Raw genomic sequence first — 26006 nt, forward strand, 5'->3', positions numbered from 1 at the left:
CCTTTTCCCCCTGAGTAGCCATGCCGTGGGCGGCGCTTTTGCGCCGTCGGGGGCAAAGCCATGCCCATTCATCACGATCCATCGGAGAAATCCATGTCCCGCAAGAACAAGTCGAACAAGGCCCCGCTGCTACTGCCCCTGGGGGCCTTGGCTGCCGGCTTCGGTCTGAGCACGGCCGCACTGGCCCAGACCGCCGCTCCTGCCCAAAAGGCGCCCGCCAAGGAAGAAAGTGTGCTGCCCACCGTGCGCGCCAAGGCCAGCGCCGAGCCCCAGGGCAAGGACGGCTACCAGGCCACCGAGACCCGCATCGGCAAGGGCAAGCAGGACATCCGCGACATCCCGCAATCGCTGACCGTCGTCACCGAGAAGCTCATCGATGACCGCAACCTCGACAACGTCAAGGAAGTGCTGAAGAACACCGCCGGCATCACCTTCCAGGCCGCCGAGGGCGGTGAGGAAGACATCAAGATCCACGGCATCTCGCTGCAGAGCACCGGTGACATCTTCATCGACGGCATGCGCGACCCGGCCTTCTACGACCGCGACACCTTCTTCCTCGACAAGATCGAACTGCTGCGCGGGTCCGGTGCGCTGATGTTCGGCCGCGGCTCCAGCGGCGGCGCCGTCAACCAGGTCACCAAGCAGGCCGTGCTGGCCGACCAGAACCAGATCGACGTGACCGTCGCCAGCCACGGCGGCCTGCGGGCCGTCGGTGACTTCAACACCCGCTCCGGCGAGACGACGGCCTGGCGCATCGGCGCCATGGTCAACCGCGCCGACAACGACGGCTCGGGCAACATGATCAACAAGTCCGGCATCGCCGGCTCGCTGCGCACCGGCATCGGCGAGACCGACGAGTTCGGTCTGACGCTGTACGCGCTGCAGAACGGCAACGGCATGAACTACGGCATGCCTTGGGTCCGGCCGACGCCGACCGCGCCCGTCAGCAGCACCACGCTGATCCCAGTGGAACCGACGGCCTATTACGGCATGGCCAGCGACCGCAACAAGGGCTCAGCCAACTACGTGATGGGCACGCACACCCATCGCTTCAGCCCCGACGTCGAGCTGGTCACCAAGGCCCGCTATGCGTCCTACACGCGTGACCAACGCGCCGGCACGGTGCGCTTCGCGGCGGCCGCGCTGCAGCCCGGCGGCATCGCCGCGTCGCTGGCCACCTTCGGCCCGAACACCGTACTGACGCGCGGCACGCAGCTGAAGATCCAGGACCTGCAGACCCTCACCGTGCAGAGCGATCTGAGCGCCAAGCTCAAGGCCGCCGGCATGGAGCACCATGTCATGACCGGCGTGGACTTCGCCCAGGAGAAAAAGCAGGTCTACAACGACACCCCGGGCCTGACCGCCCAGCAGCGTGCGAGCTTCTATGCCGCGCTCGGCTTGACCAAGCCCAACACCCTGGTGGGGCGGCCCGACGACGGCGCCAGCATCGACGAGTCACGCCGCCAGCCGCTCAAGGCCAGCGAATACACCTCGCGCTCCGCCGGTGCCTATGTGCAAGACATGGTGTCGATCACGCCGGAATGGAAGCTGGTCGCCGGCCTGCGCTACGACAAGCTCAAGGGCGACTACGACAACTTCAACTACAGCTACAACGCCACCGGCACGCCGGGCTACGACAAGATCAGCCGCACGACGACCGACAGCTACCAGATGAATGTCTCGGAATGGAGCAAGCGCGCCGCCGTGCTGTTCCAGCCGAGCGCCCAGCTGTCCCTGCACCTGATGGCCGCGACGTCCTTCAACACCTCGGGCGATACCTATTCCCTGAGCGCCGCCAACGCCAACATCCCGCCCGAGAAGTCGGTCAACCTCGAGTTCGGCGGCCAGTACGACTCAGCCGACGGCAAGCTGACGACGCGCTTCGGCATCTTCCGCGCCACCAAGCTGCATGAGCGCAACACCGACCCGCTGACCCAGTTGGTCGAACTGTCCGGCAAGCGCCACGCCCAGGGCATCGACATCGATATCACCGGCCGCATCACGGCGGACTGGGAAGTCTTCGGCACCTTCACCTGGATGCCGACGGCCATCATCGACATCGGCGCCGAAGGTGCCGAAGGCCAGGGCGCGCGTCCGTCGCTGACGCCGCGCTACTCCGGCAGCCTGTGGACGACCTACAAGATCACGCCGCAATGGCGCGTCGGCGGCGGCCTCAACGCCCGCAGCGGCCAGCAGCCCAACCGCAACCCCGGCTTCTACGCGCCCAAGTTCGTCATCGCCAACCTGATGGCCGAATACGCCGTCGTCGAGGACACGCTGCTGTTCCGCCTCAACGTCGACAATGTGACCAACAAGCTCTATGCCGACACCCTCTACACCGGCCACTACGTGCCGGGCAAGGGTCGCATCGTCGCGCTGACGGGCACCTACAAGTTCTGACCTCGAAAGGCCCGCGCCACGCCATGCTGCTGAAGATCTCCCAGATCCTCGACGCTGCCGGCCTGGCTCGGGCCCGCGAACTGCTGGCCATCGCGCCCTGGGCGGACGGCCGCACGACCGCCGGCCGCCAGGCCGCCCAGGTCAAGAACAACGAACAGCTGCAACCCGGCAGCGAGCAGCACCGCGAGCTGCAGGCCCTGGTGCTGCAGGCGCTGGAGAAGCACCCGCTGTTCTTCTCCGCCACACTCCCCAAGCGTGTGCTGCCGCCGCTGTTCAACCGCTACAGCGGCGCCACCAACGCCTACGGCAGCCATGTCGACCAGGCCGTGCGCTATCTGCCCGGCGGTGTGCAGCGCGTGCGCACCGACGTCTCCTGCACCCTGTTCTTGAGCGAGCCTGCCGACTACGACGGCGGCGAGCTCGTCATTGCCGACACCTTCGGCGAGCAGCGCGTCAAGCTCGCGGCCGGCGACCTCGTCGTCTACCCCGGCAGCAGCGTGCACCGTGTCGAGGCGGTCACGCGCGGCGCGCGGCTGGCCAGCTTCTTCTGGATCGAGAGCATGGTGCGCTCCGACGAGCAGCGCCGCCTGCTCTACGAGATGGACATGAGCCTGATGAAGCTGCGCGGCGAATGGGGCGAGACCGACGAGCTGGTGCAGCTGACCGGGACATATCACAACCTCCTGCGCATGTGGGCCGACACGTGACGGCCCCTCGCATCGAAGCCCTGCCGGAAGGCCTGGCCAACCTGGCCGATTTCGAAGCGTCCGCCCAGGCCCGCGTCGACGCCGCCGCCTGGGCTTATCTGAACGGCGGCGCGGCCGACGAACTGACGCTGCGCGCCAACCGCACCGCCTGGGACGCCATCCAGCTGCAGCCGCGCGTGCTGCGCGACCTGTCCGGCGGCCACACCCGCGTGCCCCTGCTCGGCCGCGAGCTGCGCCATCCCCTCCTGCTCGCGCCCATCGCCTACCAGCGCCTCTTCCATGCCGACGGCGAGCTGGCGACTGCCCATGCCGCCGCGGCCCAGGAGGCCGGGCTGATCCTCAGCGCCCAGGCCAGTGTCGACATGGAGGCGGTCGCCGCACCCATGCTGGCCGACGCCGCTGCCGGCCCGCTGTGGTTCCAGCTCTACTGGCGCGACGACCGCGACTTCATGCGCGCCCTGCTGCGCCGCATCGAGGCCGCCAGCTTTGAAGCCCTGGTGCTGACCGTCGACGCGCCCGTGCATGGTGCGCGCGACCGCGAACGCCGCATCGGCTTCAAGCTGCCAGACGACATCCGTGCCGTGAATCTCGGCGGCGTCAAGAAGCCGCTGGACCTGCAGCCTGGCCAGAGCGCCCTGTTCGACGGCCTGATGCCGCGCGCCGCCACTTGGCGTGAAATCGACTGGCTGCGTTCAGAAAGCAAGTTGCCGCTGCTGCTGAAAGGCGTCACGCACGCGGACGATGCACGCGAGGCCCTGGCCCGTGGCGTGACCGGCTTCATCGTCAGCAACCACGGCGGCCGCGCCCTGGACACCCTGCCCGCCACCGCCGAGCTGCTGCCGCCGCTGCGCGCGGCCCTCGGCTCCGACATACCCCTGCTCGTCGACGGCGGCATCCGCCGCGGCACCGACGTGCTCAAGGCCATGGCCCTCGGCGCCAACGCCGTGCTGCTGGGCCGACCCTATGTGCATGCGCTGGCCGCCAGCGGCGCCCTCGGCGTGGCCCATGCGCTGCGCCTGCTGCGCGACGAGCTCGAGATCGCCATGGCGCTCTCGGGCTGCAAGACTCTCGCCGACGCCGGCCCGGCGCTGCTCTGGCCTGGCAACTCCCCGTTGAAGGACTCAAGATGAAATTCCTCGCCCCCCTGCTCCTCGCTTTCAGCGCCAGCGCGGCCTTCGCCCATGGCAACGTCTCCTGCCCGGCCATGCCCAAGGAAGAGAAGAAGCCGCAGATGGAACTGCAAAAGAAACTCGAGGGCGAAGGCTGGAAGGTCCGCAAGGTCCAGAACTACAACGGCTGCTACGAGGTCTATGGCTTCGACGGCGCCGGCAAGAAGGCCGAGGCCTTCTTCAACCCCAAGACCTTCGAGCGCGTCTATCCGGAAGGCGAGCAGCCCGCCGACAAGAAGTAAACCGACATGCGCATCCGCGTCTGGGACGGCCTCGTCCGCCTGCTGCACTGGACGCTGGCCGCCGCGGTGGCCACCAGCTGGATCAGCGGCCACCGGCCGCCCAGCCATTTCGACGCATGGCACCACACCGCCGGCTATGTGGCCGGCGCGGCCGTGGCGCTGCGGCTGATCTGGGGCTTTGCCGGTGGTGGCTATGCGCGCTTTGCGCAGTTCGTGCGCGGCCCGCGCGCCGTGCTGGCCTATGCCCGCGCGATGCGCGCCGGCCATGAGCCACGCTATGTCGGCCATAACCCTTTGGGTGGTTGGATGGTGCTGGCGCTGTGGTCCACCGCGGCCGCCCTGACCCTGACCGGCTGGCTCTACACGACCGACTGGCTGTGGGGCTATGAGTGGCTGTCGGACCTGCATGCCTGGCTGGCCTGGGGCATCGCGATCCTCGTCATCGGCCATCTCGGCGGCGTCGGCGTGACCATCTGGCGGCATCGCGAGAACCTCGTCGGCGCCATGTTCAGCGGCAAGAAGCGCGCTCCCGAAGGCGATGACATTGACTGACTGCAAGCCTCGCGAAGGCCCAAGTGATGCGGCCTAGCGACAAGCAGGGCCCCAAAGGGCCGATTTCATGGGCCTCTGCGGGTCATCCCCTCTATGAAAGCCTTCTCTTCCCCTAGGGAGAGCAGTACCATCGCCGCCGCAGGGTGCTAGAGAGTATTGAAGGCTTACGCGGCCTTCACCCGGACCCGGCACATCAACAACCTTTGATGGAGTGAATCGACATGGCAACTGCGAAGAAGGCCGCGCCCGCGAAGAAGGCGGCACCGGCCAAGAAGGCCGCCCCGGCGAAGAAGGCGGCGCCCGCCAAGGCGCCTGCGAAGAAGGCAGCAGCTCCGGCCAAGAAGGCCGCGCCTGCGAAGAAGGCAGCTCCGGCCAAGAAGGCCGCTGCTCCCGCCAAGAAGCGCACGCCCAACGCCGCCTTCATGAAGGCACTGACCCCCAGCGCGGCCCTGGCCGCCATCGTCGGCTCGGCACCCCTGCCGCGCACCGACGTGACCAAGAAGGTCTGGGAATACATCAAGAAGAACAAGCTCCAGGACGAGCTGCAGAAGCGTGTCATCAACGCCGACGCCAAGCTGAAGGAAATCTTCGGCAAGGCCAAGGCCGACATGTTCGAGATGACCAAGCTGATCAACAGCCACCTGAAGTGAAGCGACGCCGCGCTTGCCGCGGCCTCGTCAACGCAAGCCCGGTTCTGCCGGGCTTTTTTTCGTCCCCATCAGCCGCAGCGGACTCGCATCCCGGGTGGGGCGCCGGCCCGCGTTCAGCGAAGCCGGAATGGGTAAGGGGTCGTCCAGTTCAGCCGATCAGCTTGCGCAGCCCCGCCTGCAGGACGGGCACGTCGATGGGCTTGAGCCAGTAGTCGTCGAAACCCGCGGCGCGGGCGGCGCGCACGACGGCGCCGGGGTTGTCGGCCGACAGCGCGACCCAACGCACACCCTGCAGCGCAGCGGCCAGGCCAGCATCGGCGGCCACGCGCTCGCGCAACTCCAGGCCCGTCATGTCGGGCAGATTCATGTCCACCAGCACCAGGGCCGGCGGACATTCCGCCAGGGCCGCCAGCGCCTCGGCGCCGGTCTCCACCATGCGCAACTCCCAATCCGGCAGCAGCCGGAACACCTCCTCCATCAGGATCAGGTGGATGCGGTCGTCTTCGACGTAAAGCACCAGCGGCGCGGCGCGGTCGGGCATGGCGGACTCGGGGGACAGCAGGAAGCGGTCGGCACGATAGCAGCAATGGCCGCCTCGCCCGACGGCGTGCCACTGCCAATCGTTTTCAAGGATTTGCGTGATTTATGGCACTCCGCACGCACCCCCGCTTTGCGGGTCTTCAACGCGTACAAACCCTTGCATTCCCTAATACTAGGGGCATGCGCCCTGGTTCGGGCGCCTTCTTTTTTCCGGGCCCGTCATGTCCCTGATCGCCAGCCTCGCTCTTGCCGTCTCCGCCGGCGCCACCCTGCCTCAGTGCAGCTGGGACCGCCCGGGCGTCAACCCTTTCATGGGTGACGTGGTGGCGGCCGTCGATCGCTACCAGGACATCCCGTCAGCCACCCGCGAGAAGCTCAAGGCCCGCATGAAGGCGCGCAGCTATGACGACATCGCCGTCATCGAGCGCGACGCCATCAAGGGCCAGGCGACCTACGCGCCCGAGATCCGCGACATGCACTTCGGCCCCGGCGCCGTCTGCCGCACGGTGACGCGCACGAAGTGGACAGCCACGACCCAGGAGCGCGGCCTGGTCTATTGCGAGGATGGCCAGTGCATCCTGGTGCCGACCGTCTGCCGCAACGTCAGCCGCATCCGCCGCCTGGACAAGCCCGCGGCGGTGGCCCCGGCCCATGCCGCCAACGTCGCCTCGTCGACGCGCGAGGGCGAGGACACCACGCCGCTGGAATTTGAAGCCCCGGCCGCCGGCCCGACGGCCGCCGCGGCCCCTGACAGCTTTGCCGCCACCTCCGGCGTGCCGGCGCTGACCGGCTCGCCCGCCCAGGGTGGCGGCATCCTGGCAGGCGGCAGCACGCCCGGCCCCACGACGCCACCCGGGCCGAGCCTGGGCAGCATCGGCATGCCCGCGCTGCCACCCGGCACCGTGCGCCCGGCCGACGGTCCCATCGACCTGCCCCACACGCCGGCCGTGCCCGAGCCCGGCACCTGGACCATGATCTGCATGGGCGTGCTGGTCGTCATCTACCGCGCACGCCAAAGGCGTTGAAACCCCTCGTCCGGACTTGCCCTGCTGAACGCAGGCGAGTCCAGCCGGTCCCCCGAGGGGACGGCGATGCTCGCGGCATCGAGTCGCAAGCACATCGCCCCACGCGGGCCGGCTAGGTGAACTGGAGTCGGACACAAGCAGTCCCTGCGGACTGCTTGTGCCTACGGAAGGCCATGGGCCTCTGGCCCGTGGCAGGCCCGGCGCTCGGCCCGCAAAGCCAGGGCGCTGAGTTAGCGTCTCAACAAAGGCGCCAGATAGCGTCCCGTGTGGCTGGCCTCGCAGGCCGCCACGTCCTCGGGCGTGCCGGCCACCAGCAGGGTGCCGCCGCCCGAACCACCTTCCGGGCCCATGTCGATGAGCCAGTCGGCCGTCTTGATGACGTCCAGGTTGTGCTCGATGACGACGATGGTGTTGCCGGCGTCGCGCAGCTGGTGCAGCACCTTCATCAGCAAGGCGATGTCGGCGAAGTGCAGGCCGGTGGTCGGCTCGTCCAGGATGTAGAGCGTCCGGCCGGTGTCGCGCTTGCTCAGCTCCAGCGCCAGCTTGACCCGCTGGGCCTCGCCGCCGGACAGCGTCGTCGCGCTCTGCCCCAGCTTCACATAGCCCAGGCCCACGTCCAAAAGCGTCTGCAGCTTGCGCGCCAGCGTGGGCACGGCGTTGAACAGCTCGAAGGCGTCCTCCACCGTCATGTTCAGCACCTGGGTGATGTTCTTGCCCTTGTAGAGCACCTCCAGCGTCTCGCGGTTGTAGCGCCGGCCCTGGCAGACGTCGCAAGGCACATAGACGTCGGGCAGGAAATGCATCTCCACCTTCAGCACGCCGTCGCCCTGGCAGGCCTCGCAGCGGCCGCCGGCGACGTTGAAGCTGAAACGGCCGGCGCCGTAGCCGCGCTCACGCGCCGTCGGCATCTCGGCGAACAGCTCGCGGATGGGCGTGAACAGGCCGGTGTAGGTGGCCGGGTTGGAGCGCGGCGTGCGGCCGATGGGCGACTGGTCGACGTTGATGACCTTGTCGAAGGCGTCCAGGCCCTCGATCTCGTCATGCGCCGCCGGGTCGGCATGGCTCTGGTAGAGCTTCTTGGCGACGGCGGCATACAGCGTGTCGTTGACCAGGGTGCTCTTGCCCGAGCCGGACACGCCGGTCACGCAGGTGAAGAGGCCGACCGGGATCTCGACCGTCACGCCCTTGAGGTTGTTGCCGCGCGCGTTGACGATGCGCATCACCGCCTCGGTCGCCGGGTGCCGCTTGACCGGCACCTCGATGCGGGCCGCGCCGCTGAGGTATTGGCCCGTCAATGAGTTCGGGTTGGCTGCCACCTGGTCGGGCGTGCCCTGGGCCATGACCTGGCCGCCATGCACGCCGGCACCGGGGCCAAGGTCCAGCACCCAGTCGGCGGCGCGGATGGCGTCCTCGTCATGCTCCACCACCAGCACCGAATTGCCGAGGTCGCGCAGCCGCCGCAGCGTGGCGATGAGGCGGTCGTTGTCGCGCTGGTGCAGGCCGATGCTGGGCTCGTCCAGCACATACATGACGCCGGTCAGCCCGGAGCCGATCTGCGAAGCCAGGCGGATGCGCTGGGCCTCGCCGCCGGACAGGGTCTCGGCGCTGCGGTCCAGGCTCAGGTAGTTCAGGCCGACATCGTTCAAGAAGCGCAGCCGCGAGGCGATCTCGCGCACGACCTTGTCACCGATCTCGGCCTTGTTGCCCTTGAGCTTCAGCCCTTCGAAATAGTCCAGGCATTCGCGCAGCGTCGAATGCTCGACCTCGTAGATGGGCCGGCCCTTGACGCCGGCGGGTGCATCGGCCGGCTGCAGCACGACGTTGCGCGCCTCGCGCCGCAGCCGCGAACCCTCGCAGGACGGGCAGGGCTTGGCCGCCATATAGCGGGCCAGGTCCTCACGCACGGCGGCCGAATCGGTCTCCTTGTAGCGCCGCTGCAGATTGGGCAGGATGCCTTCGAAGGGATGCTGGCGCTTGACCGAGCGCTTCTTGCCCGAGGCCGTCTCGGCCTGGTAGACGAAGCTGATGTCCTCGGTGCCCGAGCCGCGCAGCAGCACCTCCTGCGCCGTGGCCGGGAGGCTCTCCCAGGGCGCCTCGACGTCGAACTTGTAGTGGGCCGCCACCGACTCCAGCAGCGAGAAGGTGTAGGGGTTGCGGCGGTCCCAGCCCTTGACGGCACCGCTGGCGAGGCTCAGCGTCGGGAAGGCCACGACACGATCGGCGTCGAAAACGGTGACCTGGCCCAGGCCCTCGCAGCTCGGGCAGGCGCCCACCGGCGAGTTGAAGGAAAAGAGGCGCGGCTCCAGTTCGGGCAGGGAGTAGGAGCAGACCGGGCAGGCGAACTTGCTGGAAAACAGCGTCGTCTGCTCGTTGTCCATATTCATGACCAGGGCGCGCCCGTCGGCCAGGCGCAGGGCCGCCTCGAAGCTTTCGGCCAGGCGCTGCCGCAGCGAATCCGCCGCGTCGTGGCGCAGCTTGATGCGGTCGATGACGACGTCGATGTCGTGCTTCTCGGCCTTCTTCAGGGCCGGGACGTCGGGAGCCTCCACCGTGGCGCCGTCGACACGGAAGCGCACATAACCCTGAGCCTGCAGGTCCTGGAAGAGCTCGACGAACTCGCCCTTGCGGTCACGCACCACCGGCGCCAGCAGCATCAGCCTGGACTCGTCGGCCATGGCCAGCACGGCGTCCACCATCTGGCTGACCGACTGCGCCTCCAGCGGCAGGTCGTGGTCGGGGCAGAAGGGCGTGCCGGCGCGGGCATAGAGCAGGCGCAGATAGTCGTGGATCTCGGTGACCGTGCCGACGGTTGAGCGCGGGTTGTGGGACGTTGCCTTCTGTTCGATGGAAATCGCGGGGGACAGGCCCTCGATGATGTCCACGTCGGGCTTGTCCATCAGCTGCAGGAACTGCCGCGCGTAGCTGGACAGGCTTTCGACATAACGCCGCTGCCCCTCGGCATACAGGGTGTCGAAGGCGAGCGAGGACTTGCCGGAGCCCGACAGCCCGGTGATGACGACCAGCGCGTGCCGCGGCAGGTCGACGTCGATGTTCTTCAGGTTGTGGGTGCGCGCGCCGCGCACGCGGATGAATTTCGACTCAGGGGGCGACATGGGAGTTTTCACGAGCGAACCGGCCATGATAGGTCGCCACAATCGCCCGCGTCCAAACACCGACAGGGAGGTCCCGATGAGGACGTTGCTCGGCGGGCTTGCCTTTGCGCTGGCCGCCGCTCTGGGCTTTGCCACCGCACCGGCCGCCGCCGATCCGCCGACGATCACCGCCTTTTTCAAGCGCCCGGCCGTCAGCCAGCCCAAGCTCAGCCCGAGCGGCCGCTACCTGGCCGTGCTGGCCGCGGGCAGGGACGACCGCATCTGGCTGGCCGTCATGGACCTGCAGGACTTGACCACGCCCAAGATCGTCGCGGGCTTTCATGACGCCGACATCGGCAACCACCACTGGGTCAACGAGGACCGTCTGGTCTTTCAGGTCAGCAATTCGCCCGACGGCAGCACCCGCATCTTCCAGCCGGGCCTGTGGGCCGTGGACCGCGACGGCAGCAAATACCGCCAGCTGATCAACAGCGACAAGCAGTGGATCAGCAACAGCAGCAGCCTCATCAATGACCGGCGGCTCGAGGCGAACTGGCGCTTCTTCGCCACGCTGCCGGATGGCGGAGACGAAATCCTCGTCAAGCGCCTGCCCTGGTCCGAGGAAAGCGAGTCCACCGGCGTTCAACTGGTGCGCCTGGACACCCGCACCGGTCTGACACGCAACCTCAACCGCGGCCTGCCGGACGGCGTCATCGACTGGACCGTGGACTGGCGCGGCGAGCCGCGCGCCGTCGAAGCCCTTTCCAAGGGGCGCGTCAAGGCTTACCTGCGCGAGGCCGACGGCAACTGGAAGCTCTGGTACGAGGACGGCGCCCACGAGCGCAAGGGTTTCAGCGCCTACTGGTTCGGGCCCGATGGCCAGACCCTGGTCGAAGCCTCCCATGACGGCTACTCGGCGCTGTTCCGGCTCGACCCCAAGACCGACAAGCCCGAGAAAGAGCCGCTGATCAGCTTCAAGGGCTATGACTTCCAGGGTGAGCTGATCTTCGACCCCGTGGCCAAGCGCCTGCTAGGCCTGCACTTCGAGACCGATGCGCCCGGCAGCGTATGGCTGGACGCCACGATGAAGGCCAGGCAGGCCGACATCGATGCCAAGCTGCCCGGTGCCGTCAATCGCATCGAATGCGAGCGCTGCCTGGATGCCACCCACCTCGTCGTCACCTCCATCTCCGACCAGATTCCGCCGCGCTACTGGATCTACAAGCCGGCCGACAAGAGCATCCAGCCGCTGGCCGGCACCCGGCCCGACCTGCCGCTGCGCGAGATGGGCCAGCGCGACGTCGTGCGATTCAAGGCCCGCGATGGCCTGGAGATCCCGCTGCTGGTCACGCAGCCGCCCGGCAAGCCGGCGCCGCGCCCGACCGTGGTGCTCGTGCACGGCGGCCCCTATGTGCGTGGCACGCATTGGCGCTGGGAGCCGATGGCCCAGTTCCTCGCCAACCGGGGCTATGTCGTGCTGGAGCCCGAGTACCGCGGCAGCACGGGCTACGGCTTCAAGCACTTCCGCGCCGGCTGGAAACAGTGGGGCCTGGCCATGCAGGACGACCTCGCCGACACCCTGGCCTGGGCGGTCAAGCAAGGCTGGTCCGACCCCAAGCGCGCCTGCATCATGGGTGCCAGCTATGGCGGCTATGCAGCTCTGATGGGGGCGGTCACGCAGGGCGACATCTTCAAGTGCGCCGTCAACTGGGTGGGCGTCACCGACATCGGCCTGATGAGCAGCATCAACTGGAGCGACATGTCCGACGAATGGAAAAACTACGGCATGAAGCAGCTCGTGGCCGACCCGGACAGCGACGCCGAGCAGATGCGCAAGACCTCGCCGCTGGCCCGCGCCGGTGAGATCCGCATCCCGCTGCTGATGGCCTATGGCGGCGAGGACCGGCGCGTGCCCTTGAAGCACGGCAGCGCCATGAAGGCCGCATTGCGCGCCGACCAGCCCGTCGAATGGGTCATCTACCCGGAAGAAGGCCATGGCTGGTTCAACCTGAAGACGAATGAAGATTTCTGGGGGCGCGTCGAACGCTTCCTCGCCCGCCACATCGGCGCCACGACAAAACCATGATGATGAAAGCCCTGACCCTCGCCCTGTTGGCCGCCGCCTCCGTCGCCCAGGCCGCCCCGCCACCGATCCGCGATTTCTTCAAGACGCCTGCCATGCAGGCGCCCAAGCTCAGCCCCAGTGGCCGCTACCTCGCCATCCAGGCGGCCGCCGAAGGCAGCCGCTTGCGGCTTGCCGTCATCGACCTGGAGACGATGGAGCAGGGCAAGATCGTGGCCGGCTTCAGGGACTCCGACATCACGGGCCACCAATGGCTCAGCGAAGACCGACTGGTCTACCAGGTCCGCAGTCCGCAGGACGGCACGCAGACCGTCGCGGCTCCCGGCTTGTGGGCCGTCAACCGGGACGGTGGCGACAGCCGCCAGCTGATCAGCAGCCAGTTCGGCGGCGCCGGCAGCTCGGGGACGAGCCGCATGGAACGCATGCTGGAAGCCAACTGGCGCCTCTACGACGCCGGCTCCCTGGGGGGAGATGAAGTGCTGGTCATGCGCGTCCCCTACGGCGACGAGCCGGACTCCGTGGGCCTGCAGCTGGCCCGTCTCAACACCCGCAACGGCCAGCTTCGCAATCTCAGCACAGGCATTCCCGACTATGTCGGCAGCTGGGTCATCGACGGCAAGGGAGAACCGCGCGCCGTCACGGCCAGCCACGGCGGCGGCAGCAAGATCTATCTGCGTCAAGCCGACGGTCGCTGGAAGCTGTGGCAGGAGGTCAAGAACTACTACGACCCCCATGCCGCGCCCGTATGGTTCGGTACGCAGGGAGAAATCCTGGCGGTAAAGAGCCATCAGGGCTACGGCGCCCTGTTCAAGATCGACCCCGGCACGCTGGAGCCCGAGGCCCAGCCGCTGCTGAACCTGAAAGGCTACGACTTCGACGGCCACATGGTCGTCGATGCGCCGTCGCAGCGCCTGTTGGGCGCTCAGTTCGAGACCGACGCGCCGGGCAGCGTGTGGTTCGACCCCGCGATGAAGGCCATGCAGGCCGACATCGACGCCCGCCTGCAGTCCACTGTCAACCGGATCGAATGCCAGCGCTGCCTGGACGCCAAGCACATCATCGTCACGGCGCTGTCCGACCAACAGCCGCCGCAGTACTACCTCTACAAGCCCGCGGACAAGAGCCTGCGCCTGATCGCCTCGTTGCGCCCCGAGATCAAGGCCTCCGAGATGGGCCAGAGAGACGTCTACCGAATTCCCGCGCGCGACAAGCTGCAGCTGCCCGTCCTCGTGACCCAGCCGCCCGGCCAGGCGCAGGGACCGCGGCCTGCCGTCGTGCTGGTGCATGGCGGCCCCAATGTGCGGGGCACCCATTGGACGTGGGAGGCGCAGGCCCAGTTCCTCGCAACGCGCGGCTATGTCGTGCTGGAGCCCGAGTTCCGCGGCAGCACGGGCTACGGCTGGGGGCTGTTTCGCGCCGGCTGGCAGCAGTGGGGCCTGGCCATGCAGGACGATCTCGCCGACACCCTGGCCTGGGCCGTCAAGCAGGGCTGGGTAGACCCCAAGCGCGTCTGCATCGCCGGCGCCAGCTACGGCGGCTATGCAGCGCTGATGGGAGCCGTCAAGCAGGCAGACCTGTTCCGCTGCGCCGTCTCCTGGGTCGGCGTCACCGATCTGGGCCTGCTGTCCAGCATCAACTGGAGCGACAGCTCGGAAGAATGGAAGCAGTTCGGCATGAAGCGTCTCATTGGCGATCCGGTGGCGGACGCCGAGCGCTTCAAGGCCACCTCACCCAAGGCCCGCGCGCGCGAGATCAAGATGCCGCTGCTGGTGGCCTATGGCGGTATGGATAGGCGCGTTCCCCTCAAGCATGGCGACGAGTTCAAAGCCTCGCTGCGCCCCGACCAGGACCTGGAATGGGTCGTCTACACCGAGGAGGGACATGGCTGGTTCAACCTCAAGACCAACGAGGACTTCTGGGGCCGCGTCGAGCGCTTCCTGGATCGCAACATCGGCAGCGGCGCCAAACCCTGATTCAAGCCTTCCTGGCCATGCATCGGGCGCTCAGGAACTGACCGTCCATCGCGGCCGCATGCAGCTCGCGGCCCGCGTCTGGCGATTCATCGCAGCGGCGTGGCGGCGCCGGGGTCCAGTGACGAAACTGCTTCCATCGACACAGCAATCCCGCTGTGACAAGCCCGAAAGGAAGCATCATGAAGACCACCGCCACCGTCCTGATCCAAGCCGCCGCCGTCGCCGCCTTCGCGTTCACCGCCTTCGCCGCCAGCGCCGCTCCCCAGGAAGTGCAGAAGCTGCCCCGCGTCGTCATCACCGGCAAGGCCGTCAAGGAAGTCGCCCCTCAGGTCGCTCAATTGCCGCGTGTCGTCGTCACCGGTTATGCCGTCCGCGAAGTCGCCCAAGTGCAGCAACTGCCCCGCGTGACCATCACCGCACGCCGCGCCTGAGTCCTCGCATGACGATTCAGATGACCCCCGACACCCGAGCCGAGTCGCCGGCGCAGCAGGCCGGTGGCCGGTGCTGTGCCGACGAGTCGGCTTGGCGTGAAAAAATCACGCAGCTCTGAAAGACAATCCGGGCTTCTGATTGGAGCCCGCTTGTGAAAGAAGAGCTGCGCAAACGCCGGTCCTGGCTGGATGGCTTCATGGCTTATCCGGCCCCCGCCGGCCTGAGCGAAACCGCCCTGCGCGAGAACATCATCCTGCTCGACCAGGCCCTCTACACGCTGTGGAGCCTGGGCGACAACCTGATCTACGCCTGGACGCCAGAGAGCCGCGGCCTGCGCGTGCTGGTCGCGCCGCACCAGATGCTGACCGAGTACACGCTGGGCGACGGCACCTCGCCGCTGACCGAGGTGACGCGGCGCACGCGGCTGCTGGACAAGCTGCTGTCCAACCAGGAGCACCTGGACAAGCAGGCCTTCGACAGCGTGGCCGCCGCCCTGGGCGTCACGCCCAAGGTCATCGAGCTGCCCTTCAACCCCGAACGGGGCCTGGGGCTGCCGCTGATCGCTGCCATCGCTGCGCGCTACGGCATCCGCCTTGTCGAGGACCGCGCCGTCATCCTGTTCGACGCCGTCGGCTTCTCGCTGCTGACGCCTCTGCAGCAGGTGGTGCAGCTCAACAGCCTGTCCTGTTCGGTCAATGCGGCCTATGCCAAGCTGCTGGACCGCGAGATCAACATCAACTTCGCTCGCACGACGACGGGCGATGGCTTCTACATCTGGAACCGCATGCGCGGCGTCGAGGCCAATGTCGAGCTCTACCAGCTGATGCAATTCATCCTGGCCGACAACGCCCTGGCCCGCGAGCGCGCCACGCGGCCCGAGTCCGTGCCCAAGCTGCGCGCGTGCTTCCACGTCGGCTCGCACTACGAGTTCTACCAATCCGAAGGCCTGAACCCGACCTCGTTCAGCTATTTGGTCGGCCAGGTCACCATCGAGCTCGCCCGCATGATCGAGCGCGCCGAACCGGGCCAGATCCTGGTCGGCAAGTTCAACACGCTGATGCACGACGAGGCCAGCGGCGAGGACGTGCGCATCGACAGCCTGGACTTCGTCGAGCGCACCCGTGCCCCGCTGCGCAGCCTCAACGGCTTGAAGCTCGCCGGCTCCGAGGTCGACGAGATCGCCTGCTACCTGACCGGCCGGCGCGACAGCACCGGCCTGTGGGGCATCAGCGAATACCAGATGGCCGACAAGCATGGGCTGATCCACCGCGTCTACAACGCCAAGATCAACATCCATCGCCGCAATGGCGAGCCCATCTATCTCGGCCTGCGCGAGGAAGACCTGCCCCCCGACGCACCGCGCACCGTGGCGGACACCGATTTCCAGCCGCTGCAAGGTTGACGAAGGTCAACAGGTTACAAGGCGCTAGAGCCGGATCTCCAAAACGGGCAGTTCATGCGGTTACCGCCCAGGCGCAGCGGCTAGGATCGACGGCGCCGTGACCGAGTCCTCCGCTCCCATCGCTGCAACACCTGCCCCCGTCGGCCAGCGCCGGCTGCTGACCCTGCTTTTCGTCGACCTCAGCGGCTCCACCGCGATGGCCGAATGGATGGAGGCCGAGCATTACGCGGCCATGCTGGCCGGCCTGCGCGCGCTGTACGAGCGCATCGTGCCCCACCATGGCGGCGTCATCGCGCGCATCCAGGGCGACGGCATGCTGGCCGTCTTCGGCCACCCCGAAGTGCGCGAGGACGATGGCCGCCGTGCCACCGAGGCCGCGCTGGAGCTGCACGCCGCCGTGCGCGAACTGCAGCCCCCCGGCCCCCGCCCCGCCGACTTCCCCGGCCTGGCCCTGCACAGCGGCATCCACGCCGGCATCGTCCTCGTCAACGAGGGTGATCAGATGCGCGGCCGCTTCGAGTTGCTGGGCAATGCGCCCAATATCGCCGCCCGCCTGTCCGAAGCCGCCAAGCGTGACGAGATCATTGCCAGCGAGGAAAGCCTGGGCCTGCAGAGCCAGTTCTTCGACACCGGCCCGCGCTTCTCGCTGCAGCTGCGCGGCCGCGCCACGCCGCTGGCGGCCTACCGCGTGTTCGGCCGCGCACCGGTGGGCCGGCGCTACGAGGCCAGCATGCGCCGCGGCCTCGCCCCCTTCGTCGGCCGCGGCCACGAGCTGGCCACGCTGGACGCCGCCCTGGCCCGCACCCTGTACGGCCGCACGCTGTGGCTGGGCATACGCGCCGGTGCCGGCGTGGGCAAGACCCGGCTCACCGAGGAATTCCTGCGCCACGCGGCCGACCAGGCCGAGAGGCCCGTCCAGGTCCACCGCGGCTATTGCGAGAGCTATCTCAGCGCCGAGCCCCTGCAGCCCTTTTTGCAGATGTTGCGCGCCCTGGACGGCCTGCACGACGCACCGCCCGAGCTCTTCGCCGCCCAGCACAGCCAGGCCGGCCAGCGCGCCGACGCCCTGCTGACCCTGCTGCTGGCGCTGGCGCGGCGCACGCCCCAGCTCGTCTTCATCGATGACCTGCAATGGGCCGACGACGCCTCGCTGCGCCTGCTGCACCGCCTGCGTGCCGGCGCCGAGCGCGAGGGCCTGCCGCTGCTGCTGCTGACCGCCAGCCGCCCCTTGCCCACCAGCGCGGCCCTGCAGAGTCTGCCTGGGGCCAACGACAGCGACGCCGACCTCATCGAGCTGCCGCCGCTGACCGAGACCGAGGCCGCCCGCGCCGTGCAGCAGCTGCTGCCGCAGATCGACCCTTTCATCGCCGCCGAAGTGCAGCGCCACGCCGGCGGCAACCCCCTCTTCATCGAGGAGCTCTGCCACGCCGCGGCCGACACCGGCGAAGGCCTGGTCGCCGGCCAGAGCAGCTCGGCCTGGCTGGCCGCCCTGGTGGAGTCCCGCGTCGGCCGCCTGCCGCCCGAACAGGCCCAGCTGGTGCGCGTGGCCGCCGTCATCGGCAATGTCATTCCGGTCTGGCTGCTGCAGGCCCTGGCCGGCTGCGGTGAGCAGCACCCGGCCGTGCAGGCCCTGGCGGCCCAGGACTTCATCTTCCCCGACCAGCGACCCGGCCATCTGCGCTTCAAGCACGGCATCACGCGCGACGTCGTCTACGAGGCCACCGGCCTGCACGAGCGCCAGGCCCTGCACCGCCGCATCAGCGCCGAGCTGGCTGCCCACGGCGGCAACGAGCTGCACGAACAGCTGGCCTATCACGACGCCGCCGCCAACGACTGGCCCGCCGCGGCCCACCATGCCGAGGCCGCCGGCGACCAGGCCCTGGCCGCCTCGGCCCTGGACCGCGCCAAGAAACAGTTTCGCGCCGCCCTGGCGGCGCTGGAGTTCCTGCCCGACGGGGACGACCAGGGACGCGAGCGCCGCCGCCGCTGGGTGGCCATCGCCCAGCGCCTGGGCATGGCCTGCGTCTTCGACGCTTCGCAGGACGACCTGCGCGTGCTCAAGCATGCCGCCGACCTGGCCAAGGCCAGCGGTGACACCGGCCTCATCGCCCGCACCGAATACTGGCTGTCCTATGTCGGCTACGCGCTGGGCGAGACGCGCGACAGCCTGCGCCACGCCCGCGCCGCCGTCGAGATGGCCCAGGACTGCGGCGACAACGCCCTGCTGGCCCAGCTGCCCGGCACCGTTGGCCAGCTGCAGGCCGCCGCGGCCGACTACGTCAACGCCCTGCCCATGCTGGACCTGGCCATCGCCCGCCAGCGCGCCCGCGCCCGCAAGAGCGCGGTCAACCAGATCGGCCTGTCCTTCTCGCTGTGCTGCCGCGCCTATGTGCTGGGCGACCAGGGCCATTTCGACCAGGCCCACGAGATCTTCGCCGAGGCCCTTGCGCCCTTCGACGGCAGCGGGCACGCGGTCGAGGCCAGCATCCAGGGCTGGCGCGCCGCCGTGCTGCTGTGGCAGGGCCGCTGGGCCGAGGCCCGCGAGGCCGCCCTCGTCGCCCACCGCGTCGGCGCCCAGGTGCGCAGCATGTTCACCTGCGCCATGGGCCATGCGGCCGGCGCCTACGGCGCCTGGATGCAGGAGGCCGACCCCACGGCCCGCCAGCACATCCTGGACGCCACCGCCTGGCTGGCGCCGCGCGGTGGCGGCCTGTACAGCAGCTTCCAGCATGGCTGGCTGGCCGACATCCTGGCCACCCAGGGCGACGCCGGCGCGGCGCGCCACCATGTGGCCAAGGCCCTCCGGCGTGGCCGTCAGCATGACTGGATTGGCGGCGCCATGGCCTACCGCGCCGCGGCCCGCCTGGCGGCGCGGATGGGCGACATCGGGCGCGCCAAGCGCTATCTGGGCCTGGCCCGCGGCGCCGGCGAGCAACGCAACTCCCTGCACGAGGCCGCCGTCACGGCCCTGCTGGAAGCGGAGCTGCGCCTGGACGACCACTGGCAGGCCGCCCGCGACCGCGCCGGCCGCGAGTTCGAGCGCCTGGGCATGACCGGTTTCCTGGAGCGGGCCCTGCAACTCTGAACGCTGTGGCGTCGCAGCCATCGGCTACGTGAAACCACGCATCCATTAAATCGGAACGATGTTCCATCATTGATTCGCGATGTGCGGCGGCGATGCCGCACCGACCTGCAGTCGCCGCGCCGATGCGCGCGGATCGACCGGTAGCGGCCTGACGTCTCCACCGGTTTTCTTCTCCCTTGCCCCGACAGCCTTCGTGGCGGCCACTCCCCGGCCCTGCGACGGACAGCTGCGCGCATCCGGAAGGAAACCGCGCGCCCCACAACGACCGGAGACAACCGTGATCACGAAGAAACTCACCCCCCCGCCCCTGCCCGCCGTGCGCTCCGCCGGCGCCGCCATGTCGCTGCTGCTGGCCGCCACGGCCGCCCAGGCCGTCGACTGGCCCTCGGGCTATTCCAAATGCGCCGACGAAGGCGAGACCTGCAAGGCCGGCACCGCCACCCGTCCCGTGTCCTTCGGCATCAAGGACAAATGGGTCATCAAGAACCTCAGCGGCGACATCGCCTGCACGGTGGCCACCTTTGGCTCCGACCCCAATCCGGGTATCACCAAGAAGTGCGCCGTCGGCCCGGTCGGCAGCCCGGCGCCTTCCCCGGCCCCGACACCCGCCCCCACGCCAGCGCCCACCCCGGCCCCCACGCCGGCACCTTCGCCCGCACCGAGCCCCGCCCCCGCCCCGGCCGGCGCCAGCGGAGGCTATGCCGGCACCGTGACCGGCGGCGGCAGCAAGACGCCCGTGACCGTCAGCACCGCCGCGGCGATGCAGGCCGCCCTCAACGCCTACGACGGCAGTTCCGGCCTGGTGCTGCGCTACACCGGCACGTTCGACTTCGGCACCATCCCCGATGCCTGCACCCAGTGGCAAAAGCCCGCCGGCGCCATCGTCGAGGTCAAGAACAAGAGCAACGTCACCATCGAAGGCGCCAACGGCTCGGCGGCCAACTTCGGCCTGGCCATCAAGGCCAACGCGCAGAACATCATCATCCGCAACATGACCATCGGCCTGCTGCCCGGCAGCATCGACGCCATCGGCATCGAGGGCCAGAGCGGCGGCACGCCGGGCTATATCTGGATCGACCACAACACCCTGTTCAGCAGCCTCAAGGAATGCAGCGGCGCGGGCGACCTGGAGTTCGACGGCCTCGTCGACAACAAGGCCGGTGCGCATCACATCACCTACTCCTACAACTACATCCACGACCACCACAAGGTTGGCCTGATCGGCTCCAGCGACAGCGACGCCAGCGACCGCTTCATCACCTTCCACCACAACCACTACAAGGATGTCGGCTCACGCCTGCCGCTGCAGCGCGCCGGCTACACGCACCTGTACAACAACCTGTACAGCGGCGTGCTGACCTCGGGCGCCAACATCCGCATGGGCGGCTACTCGCTGATCGAGGGCAACTGGTTCGAGAACTCCCAGAACCCGGTGACCTCGCGCGACAGTTCGTCCATCGGCTACTGGCAGCTGCGCGGCAACAACATCACGAGCCCGGCCGACTTCGCCACCTATGGCATCACCTGGGTGGCCAGCGGCTCCTCACCGTCGCGGGATGCGACCGACTGGGTGACGACCGCCAACTTCCCGCTCGGCATTCCCTACAGCTACACGCTGCAGGCGCCGTCGTGCGTGAAGCAGAAGCTGCCGGCGGCGGCGGGGGCGGGGACGGGCTTCGCCAAGGTCAGTTGCTGATGAAATGAAGAGCCGGCGCCGCATGGCGGGGCCGGCTTCATTCGGTCAGCGCCGCTGTGCTCCAGCACAGCATGAATTTGAGTCGCCCTGCGGGGGCCGGTTCGATGAACTTGGCTTCCATTCTTCCGGCTCCCGTTCCACCTACTTCGGCAGTGCCTCTCTGGAGATCACCTCGGCCAGCCTGGAATACCTGATCCGCTGATCCAGCTTGCCGTCCTTGTCGGTGTCGACGTCGGCAAACTGCAGCACGCCCAGGGTGAAATGCTCGACGCGCCAGGGCTTGCCCGATGTCGGGTCGATGAACTCGACGGTATCCGCCACGCCATGGACAAAGAGGGTGCGCAGATCGGCAAAGCCGTCGCCATCGGTGTCGGTCTCCGTGAATTCGATATTGCCTTTGCGGAAGCCCTGCCGGGTTTCGAAGACGCCGTCGAAGTTGTCGTCCGACTCGACGGAGTCGATGACGCCGCGGGTGTTGTAGTGCGCCACGTAGTCGACCTTGCGATCGAAGTTGCGGTCGACTTCCGACTTCAGCAGCAGGCCGTTGGGTGAAAACGTCCACTTCTCATCGAGTACGCCATCGCGGTCATGGTCAATGCCGTCGCTGGTGACGGGTGCTCGATAGGCCGCGTAGGTAGCGCCAACGCCGACAGCGAGCCCCAGCAACAGGCCTCGCAGCCCTGCCGACCTGGAGGTGGGTTTGGGACCGGGCGTGGGTGCGACCTCGGTGCTTTCCCATCGATCGATGATGGCTCGCGCCGCGGCATGATCCTCCTCCGCGACCAGCAGTCGCACCAGGCCGTTCATGGGCACTTCGCCCATGGCCCCCTGCAGCGCCTCGCCCTGGATCTGCGCGTGGATGTCCTCCTGCTTCAGCAGGTCGACCAGCATGTGGGCTTCAATGGCGTTGGCGGCTTCGTAGAGTGTCTTCATCGCTGGGTCTAGAGTAGCAATCGGGCTCGCGCCGCATGCTGCAGTTGAAAGTCATTGCGCTCGCCACTCTGCCCACCTCGACCCTTGGGGATGGGAAGCGATACCTTGCGCGAGCGCCGTCTGGCCCCAATGCAAAACAGCCTCGGCTTGCTAAGTCTTGTGTGCAAGCAACTCCGCTTCTCCAATGAGATAGAGCTCTTGGTGGGCTCCTCTGCCAAAGCGCTGCAGAACACTGTAGTGGTGGCTCATGCCTTTGGCGACGGCCTCCTGTTGGGTCTCAGACTCGAAGGCGATGACCTGCCTTCCATCGCTTCCCGTTACGACGGCCAAGGGGCAGATGAGCTCGCCCTCCCGGTTGCCATCGGCAATGACTGCGCAATGGGCGAGCACAAAGCCCGCGTACTCAAGCGCCTGCTTCGGAAGCGACGCACGAGATAGTGAGCCAAGCATCAAAAGTTGTTCCCTTCGGTATGGGATGAAAAGCAGACAGCACTCAGCGCTTTCAATCCACCCCCATCGCCACCATCGTCTGCGCCCCCGTGTAGCGCAGCACCCCTGCATCCAGCACCGCCGCGATGACGCCCAGCATGACGCCCATGCCCATGCCATAGCCCGAGCAGGCATGCGGCGGGCGGCCCTGGGGGTCGTTGCAGTCGCCGCCGAAGGCGACGTGGTGGCGTAAAGGGTCCTGTTGTGTGGCCGAGCCCAGGCCGATGACGACGACACGGCCCGGCTCGACGTCCACGGGCCCCAGCTTGTGGGCCACCTTGGCCTTGCGCCAGACCTGGAAGGGCGTGGGGCGCTGGGTCAGCGTCGCGACCAGGGTCGGGCGCAAGCGCGCCACGGCCTCGGCGTAGGGGCGCATCTGGGTCTGGGGATCGGGGGCCACCTCATGCCACAGCGTCTGCAGCTCCCACAGCTTGCGCGTCTGCGTCCACGCCACCAGCGCGGTCAGCAGGTTGGCATGCGTGGTGGGTGGGAAGCCCAGCATGATGCCGGCCAGCGTGCGCGCGGTCAGGTCGGGGGTCGAGTCGGGCAAGGCCTTGGCCGCATCGACGATCTTTGCGGCCAGCGGCGGCAGCACGGTGCCGGGCTCGGCCAGCCAGGCTTCGACGGCGGCCGTGAAGCGGCGGCCGGCGGCGCGGCCCTCGGCCTTGACGGCCTCGGTCGGGTAGGGCCCGAAGACATGGCGCGAGACCTTGAAGAGGTCGCGCGGGCAGCGTGCGGCCACACCCTGGGCGGGCGCCTCGGCATGGAACTCGGTGCCCCAGATGTGGCGGCCGTCGGGCTGGCCGAACCAGAGCTGGCAGAGCTTGGCCAGCACGCCCTCGCTGAGTCGCTCGAAGTCCAGCGGCGTGTCGGTCGGCAGGTCTTTGGGTTTTTGCGAAGCCGGAAAAGCGTTCAGCAGCGCATGGGCTTCGTCCTTCAGCTGCTGCAGGCCGCCCTTGGCGACCCGGCAGGCCAGGGCATAGCAGTCCTCCTCGCGGTACGCCTCGATGGCGGCGTTGATGACGGGGGCCTGCTCGCGGTGGCCGGTGTCGTCGTCCAGGCCCAGATAGCCCACGCCGATGGAGTCGTGCATGCGCTCGCCGTAGCCGCTGACGGAGTAACGGTCGGGGGCGTTCCTCAGCACCTCGCAGACGCGCTCGGCCGCGCCCACCAGCACGCCATAGGCCGTGTCGACCACGCCGCCGGGCTGGGCCCGCACCCAGGCCCAGGCGGCGTCGCGGCTGGTGGTGTCCTCCAGCCACAGCTGCACGGCGGCCATGTTCCGCAGGTCGGGAATGCGCTCGGGCAGGGGCGTGGGGGCCGGCAGCGGCAGGGGCAGCTCGACCAGGCCGGGCAAGGCCTTCAGCGCGGCGATGGAGGGCACGAAGAAATAGGCCCCCCACTGCAGGGTGACGAAGGGGTCGGGGCCGAGGTCGATCTCATGGGGCTTGCCGTCGACCTCGAAAGGGAAGAGGCGCGGGCCGCCGCTGCCGTCGACGACACCCAGCAGCGGGTCGCTCTGGGCCGAGTAGCCGCCGCTGGCATTGCCGCCGGCCACCCAGCGCTGCACCACCTCGAACTGCTCGGCCAGGTGGGCGTTGTAGGCCATGAAGACCAGGCCGCGGTCCTCGTCGTCCGGCGCATCGGGGTGGACCGGCGCGCCATAGCTCATGCCGCGGCGCAGGATGCGCGGCATGCGATTCTTCGAGAAGGCCGTGCCGGCGAGGTCGCGCGGATTGGTGCGGCGGATGTGCGAATGGAAGGGGCAGGCCGAGCCTTCCTTGTCCTTGGCGAAGTTGAAGTCGTTGCCGACCGTCCCGGGGGCGGCGAGCGGGCGACCGTCCTGCCAGCGGCCCATCAGCTTGGCCAGCACCAGCTCATGGTCCAGGCCGATCTTCTTGGCCTGCTCATAGGTGCGCTTGGCAAAGCGGCCGGTGTACTGGCGCAGCTTGCGCACGACCAAGAAGCTGCCGCGGTCCAGCAGCGCGTCGGGCAGCTCGGGCACGGCATGGCCCTTGTCGCGCTCGGTCGGGAAGCCCTGCAGGATCTCGCCGGTCTTGACGCGATCGTCCCAGGACTGGCCCGTCGCTTCACCGCCCAGCACCGGCTGGCTGATGCCGTCCTTGAAGCCGAAGTGCTCCTTGTCGGCCGCGTTGCTGCGCATGGGCTCGATGGCCATCAGGGCCAGGCCCGTGTTGACGGTCAGGGCCTCGGCCAGTTCGTGCAGGCGCTGGTCGTCGGCCGCGCTGAAGTGCTCGCCCGGCTCGGCCGCGGCAAAGCGCAGCTGCACGAGGACATGGGCATTTGCCGGGTCGATGCGGTCGACCTTGTTGACATGCTGAGCCAGCACCCAGTGCGTCGGGTGGTTGTGGCGCACATCGCCCAGCAGGCCGGCGCGGGCGGCCATGCCCTCCTTGAAGGCCTGGGGAAAGCGGTCCAGCCGCGAGGCCGGCAGCCCCAGGGCCTTGAGGCCGGCCAGGGTCAACGCGACCTGGCGCCAGACGGCCAGCTGGGCACCATCCTCGTTGTCACGCTGCACCGGCGCCGTGCTGAGCCAGGCGACGGCCTGGGTCGGCTGGGCCACGCGCAGCAGCACCAGGCCGCCGCGGTTGCCGGGCGGCTTGGTCAGCAGGCAGCACTGCAGGTCTCCGGGCTTCAGCGACAGCTTGCGCGCCTGCACTTCCGGCTCGGGCAGGAGCTGCTCGAACCAGGCCAGCATCTCGTGGTGGCGCAGCCGCAGCTGTCCACCGGCGGTCTTGCCGCCGTCCTGGGGGAATTGCTCGGCGGTGTTCAGCTGGCGCAGCTCGAACAGCACGTCATGCGTGGCGCGCAGCAGGCAGTCGCGGTCGGATGCCTCGGCGCCGAAGAAGCGCTGCAGGGTGTACAGCCCCGCCAACGGCAGCAGGCCACGCGCAGCCATGGCGAAGCGCTCCTTGTCGCCCGTGGGCAGAGGCGGCGTCTCGCCCGACGCCGGCGCGCGCACGCGGTTGAACGCCAACTCGTTGGCGCGGCCGCGCTGGGCGGCCTCCAGCCGGGCCAGATATTCGCCGTCACCCACGCTGCGGCCGGACTCGATGAAGAGGAAGTCGGCCGAGATCTCGTGCTCGCGCACCCAGCGCGCATAGGTCTCGAAGCTGCAGTGGCGCGACAGCGTGTAGCCCTCGGTGTGGCAGAGCATCAGGTCCAGCGTCGAGCCGAGCTGGTCCCAGATGACGCGCATATAGGGCTCCCAGCCGCCGTCGAAGTTGACGGACAGCAGCAGCCGGTCGGGGGCGCCATCCTTGCCGTCGACGATGCTCCAGCGGAAGGAGTGGACGATGCGCCAGCGGGCGACGATGTCGGTATAGGGCGAGGCCGGCGAGCTGGACTCGCGCGAGCCCAGGCGCAGGCCGTTGAGCGTCTTCAGCACCTTGCGCAGGCGGTCCACATAGGTGACCACCTCGAGCGCGTCGACAAAGCCACGCTTGATGTCAGCCAGCAGATTCAGGTCGGTGATACCACCGAGCTGGACGTCGTTGCCCCGTGCCATGACTTTT

18 protein-coding genes are annotated in these 26006 nt (G+C 68.4%); 14 read left to right on the forward strand and 4 right to left on the reverse strand.

What is annotated here, in order from left to right:
* Positions 1–93 precede the first annotated feature (93 nt).
* The 6 genes from J2X20_RS16180 to J2X20_RS16205 all read left to right on the forward strand — a co-directional run bounded on the left by J2X20_RS16180 (position 94) and on the right by J2X20_RS16205 (position 5720).
* Complete coding sequence (locus tag J2X20_RS16180) at positions 94–2400, forward strand: TonB-dependent receptor (protein ID WP_310266623.1); 2307 nt, start codon at positions 94–96, stop codon at positions 2398–2400.
* Between the two features lie 23 nt (positions 2401–2423).
* A complete protein-coding gene (locus J2X20_RS16185; protein ID WP_310266624.1) occupies positions 2424–3107 on the forward strand; it encodes a Fe2+-dependent dioxygenase in 684 nt (227 codons plus the stop codon).
* Positions 3104–4237: an alpha-hydroxy acid oxidase gene (locus J2X20_RS16190; RefSeq protein ID WP_310266626.1), complete on the forward strand. Its 1134-nt coding sequence runs from the start codon at positions 3104–3106 to the stop codon at positions 4235–4237. The genes J2X20_RS16185 and J2X20_RS16190 overlap by 4 nt, the downstream gene beginning before the upstream one ends.
* Positions 4234–4518: a PepSY domain-containing protein gene (locus J2X20_RS16195; protein ID WP_310266627.1), complete on the forward strand. Its 285-nt coding sequence runs from the start codon at positions 4234–4236 to the stop codon at positions 4516–4518. Before J2X20_RS16190 ends, J2X20_RS16195 begins: the two co-directional genes overlap by 4 nt.
* 6 nt (positions 4519–4524) lie before the next feature.
* Complete coding sequence (locus J2X20_RS16200) at positions 4525–5070, forward strand: cytochrome b/b6 domain-containing protein (RefSeq protein WP_310266629.1); 546 nt, start codon at positions 4525–4527, stop codon at positions 5068–5070.
* Between the two features lie 221 nt (positions 5071–5291).
* Positions 5292–5720 (forward strand): SWIB/MDM2 domain-containing protein, encoded by a 429-nt coding sequence (locus tag J2X20_RS16205; protein ID WP_310266631.1) that lies wholly within the window; start codon positions 5292–5294, stop codon positions 5718–5720.
* 148 nt (positions 5721–5868) lie between these two features.
* Here J2X20_RS16205 and J2X20_RS16210 read toward each other — a convergent pair whose 3' ends face one another.
* Complete coding sequence (locus J2X20_RS16210) at positions 5869–6261, reverse strand: response regulator (RefSeq protein WP_310266633.1); 393 nt, start codon at positions 6259–6261, stop codon at positions 5869–5871.
* 220 nt (positions 6262–6481) lie between these two features.
* Here J2X20_RS16210 and J2X20_RS16215 point away from each other — a divergent pair, with 220 nt between their 5' ends.
* Positions 6482–7285 (forward strand): MHFG family PEP-CTERM protein, encoded by an 804-nt coding sequence (locus J2X20_RS16215; protein ID WP_310266635.1) that lies wholly within the window; start codon positions 6482–6484, stop codon positions 7283–7285.
* A gap of 230 nt (positions 7286–7515) precedes the next feature.
* Here the strand turns inward: J2X20_RS16215 and uvrA are convergent, their stop codons facing one another.
* Complete coding sequence (uvrA, locus tag J2X20_RS16220; RefSeq protein WP_310266638.1) at positions 7516–10398, reverse strand: excinuclease ABC subunit UvrA; 2883 nt, start codon at positions 10396–10398, stop codon at positions 7516–7518.
* A 76-nt stretch (positions 10399–10474) separates the two neighbouring features.
* On the opposite strand from uvrA, the gene J2X20_RS16225 reads away from it, so the two are divergent.
* The 6 genes from J2X20_RS16225 (at position 10475) to J2X20_RS16250 (ending at position 21048) form a co-directional block, all read left to right on the forward strand.
* Positions 10475–12463, forward strand: a complete 1989-nt coding sequence (locus J2X20_RS16225; protein ID WP_310266640.1) for an alpha/beta hydrolase family protein — start codon at positions 10475–10477, stop codon at positions 12461–12463.
* Positions 12460–14433: an alpha/beta hydrolase family protein gene (locus J2X20_RS16230; RefSeq protein WP_310266642.1), complete on the forward strand. Its 1974-nt coding sequence runs from the start codon at positions 12460–12462 to the stop codon at positions 14431–14433. Before J2X20_RS16225 ends, J2X20_RS16230 begins: the two co-directional genes overlap by 4 nt.
* Before the next feature lie 179 nt (positions 14434–14612).
* Positions 14613–14864, forward strand: coding sequence for a hypothetical protein (locus tag J2X20_RS16235; RefSeq protein ID WP_310266644.1), 252 nt, complete (start codon positions 14613–14615; stop codon positions 14862–14864).
* 197 nt (positions 14865–15061) lie between these two features.
* Complete coding sequence (locus tag J2X20_RS16240; RefSeq protein WP_310266646.1) at positions 15062–16267, forward strand: hypothetical protein; 1206 nt, start codon at positions 15062–15064, stop codon at positions 16265–16267.
* 97 nt (positions 16268–16364) lie between these two features.
* Positions 16365–19352, forward strand: coding sequence for an ATP-binding protein (locus J2X20_RS16245; protein ID WP_310266648.1), 2988 nt, complete (start codon positions 16365–16367; stop codon positions 19350–19352).
* A 277-nt stretch (positions 19353–19629) separates the two neighbouring features.
* Positions 19630–21048, forward strand: a complete 1419-nt coding sequence (locus J2X20_RS16250) for a pectate lyase family protein (RefSeq protein WP_310266649.1) — start codon at positions 19630–19632, stop codon at positions 21046–21048.
* Positions 21049–21189: 141 nt separating this feature from the next.
* Here J2X20_RS16250 and J2X20_RS16255 read toward each other — a convergent pair whose 3' ends face one another.
* Positions 21190–21981, reverse strand: a complete 792-nt coding sequence (locus tag J2X20_RS16255) for a putative signal transducing protein (RefSeq protein WP_310266652.1) — start codon at positions 21979–21981, stop codon at positions 21190–21192.
* Between the two features lie 90 nt (positions 21982–22071).
* Here J2X20_RS16255 and J2X20_RS16260 point away from each other — a divergent pair, with 90 nt between their 5' ends.
* Positions 22072–22419 carry a hypothetical protein gene (locus J2X20_RS16260; protein WP_310266654.1) on the forward strand — a complete coding sequence of 116 codons (348 nt, stop codon included), beginning with the start codon at positions 22072–22074 and terminating at the stop codon, positions 22417–22419.
* Between the two features lie 64 nt (positions 22420–22483).
* On the opposite strand, the gene J2X20_RS16265 is transcribed toward J2X20_RS16260, so the two are convergent.
* On the reverse strand, positions 22484–25999 hold the full coding sequence (locus J2X20_RS16265; RefSeq protein ID WP_310266657.1) for a Dyp-type peroxidase domain-containing protein: 3516 nt from the start codon (positions 25997–25999) through the stop codon (positions 22484–22486).
* Positions 26000–26006 lie beyond the last annotated feature (7 nt).

Source organism: Roseateles saccharophilus (assembly GCF_031458095.1).
Lineage (GTDB): Bacteria > Pseudomonadota > Gammaproteobacteria > Burkholderiales > Burkholderiaceae_C > Pelomonas > Pelomonas saccharophila_A.

Excerpts from the sequence above, each read along its gene's own strand:
- J2X20_RS16180 (WP_310266623.1), top strand. The coding sequence starts at position 94 with ATGTCCCGCAAGAACAAGTCGAACAAGGCCCCGCTGCTACTGCCCCTG.
- J2X20_RS16185 (WP_310266624.1), top strand. The coding sequence starts at position 2,424 with ATGCTGCTGAAGATCTCCCAGATCCTCGACGCTGCCGGCCTGGCTCGG.
- J2X20_RS16195 (WP_310266627.1), top strand. The coding sequence starts at position 4,234 with ATGAAATTCCTCGCCCCCCTGCTCCTCGCTTTCAGCGCCAGCGCGGCC.
- J2X20_RS16200 (WP_310266629.1), top strand. The coding sequence starts at position 4,525 with ATGCGCATCCGCGTCTGGGACGGCCTCGTCCGCCTGCTGCACTGGACG.
- J2X20_RS16205 (WP_310266631.1), top strand. The coding sequence starts at position 5,292 with ATGGCAACTGCGAAGAAGGCCGCGCCCGCGAAGAAGGCGGCACCGGCC.
- J2X20_RS16210 (WP_310266633.1), bottom strand. The coding sequence starts at position 6,261 with ATGCCCGACCGCGCCGCGCCGCTGGTGCTTTACGTCGAAGACGACCGC.
- J2X20_RS16215 (WP_310266635.1), top strand. The coding sequence starts at position 6,482 with ATGTCCCTGATCGCCAGCCTCGCTCTTGCCGTCTCCGCCGGCGCCACC.
- uvrA (WP_310266638.1), bottom strand. The coding sequence starts at position 10,398 with ATGTCGCCCCCTGAGTCGAAATTCATCCGCGTGCGCGGCGCGCGCACC.
- J2X20_RS16225 (WP_310266640.1), top strand. The coding sequence starts at position 10,475 with ATGAGGACGTTGCTCGGCGGGCTTGCCTTTGCGCTGGCCGCCGCTCTG.
- J2X20_RS16230 (WP_310266642.1), top strand. The coding sequence starts at position 12,460 with ATGATGATGAAAGCCCTGACCCTCGCCCTGTTGGCCGCCGCCTCCGTC.
- J2X20_RS16235 (WP_310266644.1), top strand. The coding sequence starts at position 14,613 with ATGAAGACCACCGCCACCGTCCTGATCCAAGCCGCCGCCGTCGCCGCC.
- J2X20_RS16240 (WP_310266646.1), top strand. The coding sequence starts at position 15,062 with ATGGCTTATCCGGCCCCCGCCGGCCTGAGCGAAACCGCCCTGCGCGAG.
- J2X20_RS16255 (WP_310266652.1), bottom strand. The coding sequence starts at position 21,981 with ATGAAGACACTCTACGAAGCCGCCAACGCCATTGAAGCCCACATGCTG.
- J2X20_RS16260 (WP_310266654.1), top strand. The coding sequence starts at position 22,072 with ATGGGAAGCGATACCTTGCGCGAGCGCCGTCTGGCCCCAATGCAAAAC.
- J2X20_RS16265 (WP_310266657.1), bottom strand. The coding sequence starts at position 25,999 with ATGGCACGGGGCAACGACGTCCAGCTCGGTGGTATCACCGACCTGAAT.